Annotated in this window: 9 protein-coding genes and 1 pseudogene; 4 read left to right on the forward strand and 6 right to left on the reverse strand. The window is 42.5% G+C overall.

What is annotated here, in order from left to right; translation table 11 throughout:
* The 4 genes from IQ229_RS03925 to IQ229_RS03940 all read left to right on the forward strand — a co-directional run.
* Positions 1–837: ligand-binding sensor domain-containing protein (locus IQ229_RS03925; RefSeq protein ID WP_194041458.1), on the forward strand; the 837-nt coding region annotated here is incomplete at its 5' end.
* A gap of 102 nt (positions 838–939) precedes the next feature.
* Positions 940–1,710 carry a 3-methyl-2-oxobutanoate hydroxymethyltransferase gene (panB, locus tag IQ229_RS03930; protein WP_194041460.1) on the forward strand — a complete coding sequence of 257 codons (771 nt, stop codon included), beginning with the start codon at positions 940–942 and terminating at the stop codon, positions 1,708–1,710.
* A gap of 599 nt (positions 1,711–2,309) precedes the next feature.
* Positions 2,310–3,146 carry a 4-hydroxy-tetrahydrodipicolinate reductase gene (gene dapB, locus IQ229_RS03935; protein ID WP_194041462.1) on the forward strand — a complete coding sequence of 279 codons (837 nt, stop codon included), beginning with the start codon at positions 2,310–2,312 and terminating at the stop codon, positions 3,144–3,146.
* Positions 3,147–3,178: 32 nt separating this feature from the next.
* On the forward strand, positions 3,179–3,865 hold the full coding sequence (locus IQ229_RS03940) for a phosphate ABC transporter permease (RefSeq protein ID WP_194041464.1): 687 nt from the start codon (positions 3,179–3,181) through the stop codon (positions 3,863–3,865).
* 232 nt (positions 3,866–4,097) lie between these two features.
* Here IQ229_RS03940 and IQ229_RS03945 read toward each other — a convergent pair whose 3' ends face one another.
* From IQ229_RS03945 to IQ229_RS03970, 6 genes and pseudogenes are all read right to left on the reverse strand, one after another.
* Positions 4,098–5,510, reverse strand: a complete 1,413-nt coding sequence (locus IQ229_RS03945; protein WP_194041466.1) for a right-handed parallel beta-helix repeat-containing protein — start codon at positions 5,508–5,510, stop codon at positions 4,098–4,100.
* Positions 5,511–5,611: 101 nt separating this feature from the next.
* Entirely contained in the window at positions 5,612–6,241 is a 630-nt protein-coding gene (locus IQ229_RS03950) for a precorrin-8X methylmutase (RefSeq protein ID WP_194041468.1), read from the reverse strand.
* Between the two features lie 109 nt (positions 6,242–6,350).
* On the reverse strand, positions 6,351–7,160 hold the full coding sequence (locus tag IQ229_RS03955) for a TPM domain-containing protein (protein ID WP_194041470.1): 810 nt from the start codon (positions 7,158–7,160) through the stop codon (positions 6,351–6,353).
* A 364-nt stretch (positions 7,161–7,524) separates the two neighbouring features.
* Positions 7,525–8,064, reverse strand: a complete 540-nt coding sequence (locus IQ229_RS03960) for a DUF948 domain-containing protein (protein ID WP_194041472.1) — start codon at positions 8,062–8,064, stop codon at positions 7,525–7,527.
* Positions 8,065–8,075: 11 nt separating this feature from the next.
* Positions 8,076–8,426 (reverse strand): YtxH domain-containing protein, encoded by a 351-nt coding sequence (locus tag IQ229_RS03965; protein ID WP_194041474.1) that lies wholly within the window; start codon positions 8,424–8,426, stop codon positions 8,076–8,078.
* A gap of 409 nt (positions 8,427–8,835) precedes the next feature.
* Positions 8,836–9,023 (reverse strand): annotated as a pseudogene (locus IQ229_RS03970) (hypothetical protein); the annotation flags it as partial.

The raw sequence follows: 9,023 nt of genomic DNA on the forward strand, positions 1-9,023 counted from the left end.
GGTAATCTTTGGGTAGGTTCTTGGCGCGGACTATCGCGGATTGATCCTAAAACCGGCAAGATTATTTCTCGTGTGAGCTTACCGAATGTTGCCATTGGTGCTTTAGCCCAAGACAAGGTAGGACGTTTGTGGGTAGGAAGTTATGAGGGACTAGTTCGAGTTGACCCCCGCACTAACGAAATTACTGCACAAAATTTATTTTTGCCTTCTAAACGCGTGTTGTCACTTTTACTTGACAAACGGGGTTATTTGTGGACTGGAACCGATAGCGGTTTAGCTCTCATTAGTCCCGACCAAGGCTTGATTATGACAACATTAAAAAATCTGCCTGGTGTCAGTGCTAATGCCTTGACTTTAGACGCTGAAGGTCAATTGTGGGTTGGTACTCTGGATGGATTGGTGCGGGTAAATACTGCTAGTGCTGCGATTATGAAGCGAATAGCCGATTTACCAGGGGCAACTGTACAAGCTTTAGCTATTAGTCCAGAAGGGTTAATTTGGGCGGGAATGCCGAATAATTTGCTCGTTATTAACCCAAAAACTGGTGCAGTGTTACGGTCTGTAACTCGCCTGCGTGGGCGTGATGTGACAGCGGTACGTTTTGCTAAAGATGGTAGTGTCTGGGTCGGGACTAATAATGGTTTGTTACGATTAGATCCAAATACAGGGGCTGTATTAGATGGAGAAGTTGCTGGACTTCCTTCTAGTCGAGTTCTTACCCTTGCACCTGACATCGGCAATAAATTATGGATTGGCACTAGTGAAGGTCTAGCTTGGTTAATGCCCAAAACGGACAGTGCAAAACCCCATATTGCTTTCAGTCGCGCTGTTAAGTAGGGATTAGGGGACAGGTTACAGGGTAAAGGGGACTGAATTCTTTCTAATAGCCCATACTTATCCCCTATCCCCTATCACCTATCCCCTATCCCCTAATTCAAAATGGCAATCACTACCCAGCAATTAATTCAATGGAAACAACAGGGACGTTCAATTGTGGCGTTGACCGCCTGGGATTATGCGATCGCTCAACTCCTAGACGCAGCTGGTGTAGACTTAATCCTTGTGGGTGACTCTATGGCAGTAGTTCTAGGGTATGAAACAACACTGCCAATTACTTTAGATGAGATTATATATCACGCTAAAGCTGTGCGCCGTGGAGTTAAACGGGCATTAGTAGTAGTAGATTTACCTTTTTTGACGTATCAAGAAAGTCTGCAACAAGCGATGCACTCAGCTGGGCGGGTACTAAAGGAAACGGGCGCTCAAGCGGTAAAATTGGAAGGTGGCTATCCAGCAATGGCCGAAACTGTGGCTCGTTTAGTAGAAGCTGGAATTCCGGTAATGGGTCATGTAGGTTTGACACCACAATCAATACATCAACTGGGTTTGCGACAACAAGGAAAAACCCAAGAAGCCAGTGAGAGGATTTTACAAGAAGCGATCGCTCTCGAACAAGCGGGTGTATTTTCTCTAGTGTTAGAGCATATACCCGCAGATTTGGCAATGCAGATTTCACAAAAATTGAGTATTCCCACAATTGGTATCGGTGCGGGAATTCACTGCGATGGACAAGTTTTAGTTACCTCAGATGTCCTCGGACTGGCAGAAAAGCATCCACCATTCGCCAAAGTTTACACAAATTTGCGCGAGACGATTACCAAAGCCGTTCAAGATTACGCTGTGGAAGTGCGAGAGCGAAAGTTTCCTTAGAAAAGTTAAAGAAATAAGGTGTAATCAAGAACATAAAAAACCCCGACTTGATAGCCGAGGTAAATGGGAGAAGTCCAAATGTCGATGGGATATTTCAAAACCGAAGTCTGTTTTTCTTAGTTAACACCCAATGCAACCAAAACTATGTAGGTAATAGACAAGGTGCAATTTTAGCTATGCAACTTACTTTAGGGCTTTACTAAGCTATGTAAATAAATATAACAATAATATTACAAATGGTCAACTAGACTTGACAAACAAAGGCTGATATATTTTATAAGGAATACTTATCAAAGCAGTACGATCGGCAAATAAAACGGGTGTGCTGGGTAAAATAGTGCAATAAAAACGAGAACCGATCTTTTGGGGAGTAGAAAAACTAAGCGATTATTAGGACTTACGCACAGGTAACGGAAAATCGAACCACAGAGGCACAGAGAACACGGAGGAATAAGAGTTTGAGAGGTATTTTGTGTAAGTCCTGGATTAGCTGCACAATTCAGGGTAGGTGGAATTAAGCCAGAGATTTGAGAAGCTAGCTACTAGATCACGAAAGTCTTTACAATTCCTTTGTTGACTCAAAAAGTATTTCTCGACCTATGACGAATCAAGCTCCTATACCGGTTATTGTCAACGGTGCTGCTGGCAAAATGGGCCGTGAGGTGGTTAAGGCGGTGGCACAAGCGCCTGATTTAAACCTAGTGGGTGCAATTGACTACAGTTTAGAACATCAAGATAAAGATGCCGGGGAGTTGGCGGGTTTAAGCGAACCTTTGGAAGTGCCGATTACCAATCAATTAGAACCGATGTTGGGGTATGTGGCTGGTGACAGACAGTCTCCTCCAGGGGTAATTGTAGACTTTACCCATCCCGATTCAGTTTATGACAATATTCGCAGTGCGATCGCTTACGGTATTCGTCCTGTAGTTGGCACCACTGGCTTAAGTCCAGAACAAATTCAAGACTTGGCAGACTTTGCCGACAAAGCTAGTACTGGTTGTCTAATTATTCCTAATTTTTCCATTGGCATGGTACTGTTGCAACAAGCCGCGATCGCAGCTTCCAAATATTTTGACCATGTGGAAATTATCGAACTGCATCACAACCAAAAAGCTGATGCTCCCAGCGGTACTGCTATTCAAACGGCGCAGTTATTAGGAGAATTGGGTAAAACTTTTAACCCTGCTCTTGTAGAAGAAACGGAGAAATTAGCAGGAGCGAGGGGCAGTATTGCAGATGAAGGGATTAGAATTCACAGCGTGCGCTTACCAGGATTGATTGCCCACCAGGAAGTTATTTTTGGCGCAGCAGGACAGATTTATACTTTACGACATGATACGAGCGATCGCGCTTGTTATATGCCAGGAGTGCTACTAGCGATTCGCAAAGTTTTAGCGCTAAAGTCGTTAGTATATGGATTAGAAAAGATACTTTAAACTCACTATTGGGCATTCATTACTTAGCATTCATGTTAGTACCACTGACTCGCCAGAAATTTGAACAAGTTGTCCCCTTAATTGCTACTGGTTTGCAGTACAAGTATTACTGGGGGAAGTTCTCAAATTTTTTGCAACGGCTGTTAATTTCTGTAGTTGCGGTAGTTGTTATTTTGCTTGTAACAGTTATTTTCAAGCTTGAGTTTGCTTCAATAGTATTTGTGCTAGGGGTAATTAGCGCTTTTTTTTGGCTGTGGTATCCAGTGTTTCAAGCAAGTATGCGGAATTTACAATGCCGCCGTTACAAGTACGGCGGCTTTTTCCGTGGTCGAGTCCTAGATTGGTGGATTACAGACCAGTTGATGGGTAAAACCGAAACAGTCAATAACAAAGGCGAATTGGTGATTATAGAAAACCGAGAAAAACAGATAAATTTAGAGGTGGGTGATGACACAGGATTTACCATTGAGTTTGTGGCACCATTACGTCCTGCCCACAAAGTTATTACTCGCGGCCAAATCGCAGAAATGGTAGTGATGTCAAATCGTCCAGATTTGAGCAGTATTGAAGAATTCAGCGATATATACTTTCCTAATCGTGACCTGTGGGTTAGCGATTATCCTTATCTGCGGCGGGATTTCTTTAACGAAGTCGGTCGCCGTTTGCGTGAAGACCAACAACAAAAACCGCGTCGGCGGCGTCGTAGAGTAGAGGATTGAAGAGGTAATCCGTATAGGCTTCTCTTTCAGAAACGTACAAGAGAGATAAACTCACACCCTGCATTTACGCATCCTGTGAGTCGTTTAGTAATTACCAGCCGTATATCGCAAATATTTCGGCAGTTTGCTCTCAACTGCAAAACTTCTCGATGCTCGCCCAGGAGGTTCAAGCTTTCGAATTCGGGATAAATCTCTCCTACCCTGAATTTCCTTTCTTATTGCTAATGAGTTGCTAACGAGAGCATCCCACTTTGATGAGTTTCCCTTGCAAACGATAAGTCACTGTCCCGCAGGCGAAACTTGCCGACTTAGGTTCTACATAAGGCCGTGTTGGCGGATTTTGTTTATCTAATCGCGATTTCCAATCGCCAGATATTTTTTTTAGAGTAGGATACTTGCTTAAAAATTGTGAGCCTGCAACAATATCGTGAGGCCCCTTAACATTTATCTTAGAGCTATTCATGTAGATATTATAATCATAAATAACGTTTTTGTTTTTAGTCTTATTATTAATATTTTTTCCAGGAAAAGCATAAAGAATGTTCCTAAGAATTCTGACATCAGATGATGTATGAGCAAATATTTGCCCGCCATTAAGTTCTGGACTCTGATTATTTAAAACAGCTGTGTTATTTACAATATCAACATGATCGCTAAAAAAGGCATGAATACCCGACCCACCATTATTAAATGCAAGATTATTTTTAACTAAAGTGTATCCTTTATATGCACCCAGTTTTGGGTTTTCATCATTTCTTGTACTATCGATAATAATGCCATTACCATCTGTGATCTTTCCGACTGCAATCCAAGGGATGTACATACGATTGTTGTAGGTTTTGTTGTTAGTAACAAACATCTTGTATCCCCGCTTATTGTCAAAATTCCAATTGCTCAATACCGAAATTCCACTGGTACCATAAACGCTATACCAGGCATTATCGAACACTTCGTTATTATCTATTGTCACATAGTCCGATTGAATAGCGGAAATGCCTGCTCCTCCACACTTATGTACCTTGTTGTTGACAATACGTATATGGTGACTATGACCATTTGTTCGTCCATCCACACTGATGCAGTTTCCATTCGTTAACGGGTTTTGTCTGTTAGTCTTCTGACTCATCGCATAATCAAGGGTTATATTGGCATTATTTCCTATTACTTCCAGCCCATTTATCTCGATATATGAAGCTTTATTTGAAATCGAGATACCGTTCCACGTATTGTGCTGAATTTTTGGGAAATGACCAGGATATGCTTTATACTTAATCCATGCTTTTGCAGTTCCAGAACGTTTAATACTTACTGCACTACCAGCTTTGCCTAAATTTTTGTACACTCCGTTCATAATCAATACTGTATCGCCAGGGTTAGTCAGATTTGCTGCCTTTTGAATTGTCCTAAAGGCGGATGAAGTAGATAGTCCGCTATTTGTGTCATTTCCAGCACCACTAATATAGTATGTTTTTGGAGTCGCCCTAGTGCTGATTAGCTGACGGTTGGATAGGATAATTTCCTTGTTAGTAGATACCTGACGAACGTTTTTAACTAAAGATATTTTTATTCCTTCTCCATCAGCGAAAAGACTTAATACCACAGGAATTGCAAGATATGCGCTTAAACTGAAACCTTGAATTACCACAAGAAAAGGCTCCTTGAACGGCACGACTTAACAAAAATATCAGGATATTCAATGATTGATGAATACTCTTTTGGATACAAAATATAATAGAGCCGACTTTCCTAGCTCCCCCGATTTCCATCTTGTCCATAGGCTTGCCAAGCTAAGTCTACCAACCCATCAACGATCGCAGCTGCTACAACTGCATTACCTTTGCGGTTGTCAATTATAATGTGAGGCACCAAAGAGTCTTGTAAGCGCTCCTTAGCTTCATCAACATTTACAAATCCCACTGGAGTTGCGATTAGTAAAGCAGGTCTAATTTCCTCAACTTCAATTAAATCCACCAGTGCAGTCAGGGCCGTTTGCGCTTGACCCACCACAAAAATTCCCTCTGGATAACGCTTTGCTAAGGTTTCTATTCCCCATGCTGCGCGAGTTTTTTCTTTTTGAGGGCGTGTTAGAGCTTCCATGCTGCAATACACTGGATTCGCAAAGGTGTTTTGAATATCGTAGGCAATACCTACTTGTACCATCGGCACATCTACCACAATTGTGGTACGTGCGGCTAACGCTGCTGCTCCAGCTTGCAAGGCACGCTCAGAAAAGCGAATCAAAGACTTATACTCAAAGTCAGCCGTGGCGTAGATTACCCGACGCACAATCTCATACTCTGCGGGTGAAAAGACATGATCGCCAATTTCACTATCAATGATTGCTAAACTTTGAGCATCAGTTACGTGCCATTCCATTTTTGTTGAGCTTCTCAAATATTAGCTTTCAGCTTATCAGCTTCAGAGAGTTAAGAGTTAGGAGTTAGGAGTTATAAGTTAATTAAACTATTCACTCCTAACTATTCACTCATAACTCATTACTAGAAGAAGACCGACTGAAAATAGGAGATAGGTAGGCAACCAAGACGCCAATGAGAAACCCAGAGATATTGCGAACTAAAGGCAACCAGTCGCTTGTACGTGTCACAACTGGCCCAATGCCGAAGGCAATAAACAAGATTCCCCACAAAGGTGAGAAAATTAAAGCCCATTGCCAAGCAAAAACTTGTCCTTTTTGGCGGGGTTGAGCTGCAAATCCACAAATCACCCCACCAATAACTGAGGTAATCAAGGTGAGAATCCACTGCTCTCGTGGTAGTCCGGGGACAACATTGCAACCCCCTTTGAGCAAACAGCCCTTAACGGATTCTAACGCTTGTAGAATGGCTTGATCTTCGCCTTCTTCGCGGACAAAATACAAATTCCCGAAGCGAGTTTGCAGTTCTATCCAAAAAGTCCGGGGTAAAAGTTTATAAACAGCATCGCCAACGCTAAAACTGAGGATGTTACCGCCACGAGAATCGGCAACGAGTAGAATACTTTTGTCATCCAAACCCCAATATTTAATAACTGCGCGACCTGGGGTGCGGTCATATTGGGTTAATACTCGCAATTTCCAGCCCGTGTCAGCTTCAAACTGCTCTAAATCTTTGACAAGCTTTTCTTCTTGCAGCACAGGCAGAGATTTAGCTAAATCTACAACTGGGGTAAAGGTGTTAGGAAGTAACTCAGGATTGTCATAAGCCAGCGCTGGGGGAGAATGCATCACCCAAATTGACCCAGCCAGGAAAAATACTGCAATAGATACTAGAATTCGTCGCCAAAAACAAGATTGCATGGACGTTTTTATACAAATATTAACGGTAAAAGCGAACAAGTTGTTTTAAAAGAGTACTAGAAAAATGATAGTTCTTTACACTTGTTTACTTTACTCTAATCTAGGGGATCAAAGCAAAAGGTTTTTGAGTATTGGGCATGGGGCATTGGGCAGGAAACGTAAATTGGGTTAAGCGTTCACGTAGCATCCCTGTAGAGAAGCGCAACCCAACAAAACAATGTAAATGTTGGGTTGAGGAACAAAACCCAACCTACAATTAAGTCTAATTTGGGTTTGAAAACACGCTCTAGGGACTAGCAAAACTAGGAAAGAGTTTTCAAATACCAATGCCCAATGCCCTATGCTCTATGCCCTATGCCTTAATTCAATCTTCGTCATCAAAATTATTTTCCCAGCTAGTGGCATCGTTATAACCGTCATTAGCGCGGTACACTTCTGCTTTGATTCGGCGATTTTCTTGCCTCAACACTTCTCGTTCTCGCAACGTTAGTGGTGGTTTTTCATTGCTTGGCAAGCGATCGCTTGTCCGCCTTATGGGTTTTTGGCGCGTGAAGTTTTTCCAAGCAGCTTTCGCGCCAATAAAGATGCTGCGCGTACCTACTTGTAGATTTTGAGCCTGAATTCTTACAGTATCAAGACTTTGGTCAACTTGCTTCACGACTTGACTAGCACTTTTTACACCTTCACTGACATCATCAGTTAAATCAGTGATTTCTAAGCCAGTTACGCGGATAGCTTCTAAAGTGGGTGGTAACTCCCGTGAGAGAGTATCAAATAGCTTTTCTGCACTGCGAGCCGCGCGTGCTAACTCCTGCAAAGCCGGTATCGCCGCCACTAAAACCGCAGTCAGGCTTGTGGCGACTAAAAGTAAGGAAAGTCCCAACCAAAACAGGGGTTCAATCACGGTTATGTCATTTATGAGCGTTCTAATGGTTGGGGAAGCGAATCTGAGTCTTCAACAGATGTTTGTCGCTTCAAGACTTGGCTTTCTCGCTGACTGGCATCTACACCTGCTGCGATCGCTTCCCGTAATCGATCTAAAGTCTCATCCCAGTTTCGCAGTGCGCTAGCAGAGAGACGATCTGCCTGAATTTGCACACTCATTGATAAATCTTCTGCCAATTCTGGGATAGCATTAGCAGATTTTTTCAAAATTTTACGCGTTTCGCGCCCTGTGCGTGGAGCTACGAGTAAACCGGTCAAAGCACCGATGGTAGCTCCCAGCATCAAACCGCCAAAAAATCCTCCAGAACGGTTATTAGACATCTTATTGTTTCTCTCCTTACACCCATTTTAGGTGGGTTTTCTCCCCTTGTAAGACTCAACCGATTTTATTCGGTTAATCTATGGTGACAAAATATCAGCCATAAATGTTGCTTTTATTCATTAATACTAAAAGCATTAATTACTTGTAATTCACAACTCCCCGTATCTCTCAAAGTTTTGATACCTCTGGTGGGCATCTCTTTGTGTTATGTCTTGAGTAGTTCCGTACCCTTCTACTGAAGGAGACGCTCTTAATAACAAGCTTTGAGGGTATGGAAAGGGGAAGCGATGCCTGCGGCGGGCTATGCCTACGCTAGAAGCCAATGCACCCTATGGGATCTTACTACGGATCTCTCTGTGTGTCCCCCGTCAGCCTTAATCATAAATATTCATGTGAACCTGACATAACTCATTTTGCAACTGTTCTTTTCCCAGATATTAACTCTAGCTTCAGAAAATAACGCTGCCAGATTTGCCGCCCTAGCAAAAGTAGACTGATAATTTGCCGCACTTGTTGAATTTGCATTTGTAGCGCTTGATTTCTCTGCCGTAAGTTATAAATATTCTGTTGGCTGAGATAAATATTTTCGGGTGCTT

Source organism: Nostoc cf. edaphicum LEGE 07299 (assembly GCF_015207245.1).
In the GTDB taxonomy this organism is placed as follows: Bacteria; Cyanobacteriota; Cyanobacteriia; order Cyanobacteriales; family Nostocaceae; genus Nostoc; species Nostoc edaphicum_B.

Coding starts and splice junctions, on each gene's coding strand:
- IQ229_RS03950 (WP_194041468.1), bottom strand. CDS start 6,241: ATGGAATGGCACGTAACTGATGCTCAAAGTTTAGCAATCATTGATAGT.
- panB (WP_194041460.1), top strand. CDS start 940: ATGGCAATCACTACCCAGCAATTAATTCAATGGAAACAACAGGGACGT.
- dapB (WP_194041462.1), top strand. CDS start 2,310: ATGACGAATCAAGCTCCTATACCGGTTATTGTCAACGGTGCTGCTGGC.
- IQ229_RS03940 (WP_194041464.1), top strand. CDS start 3,179: ATGTTAGTACCACTGACTCGCCAGAAATTTGAACAAGTTGTCCCCTTA.
- IQ229_RS03965 (WP_194041474.1), bottom strand. CDS start 8,426: ATGTCTAATAACCGTTCTGGAGGATTTTTTGGCGGTTTGATGCTGGGA.
- IQ229_RS03955 (WP_194041470.1), bottom strand. CDS start 7,160: ATGCAATCTTGTTTTTGGCGACGAATTCTAGTATCTATTGCAGTATTT.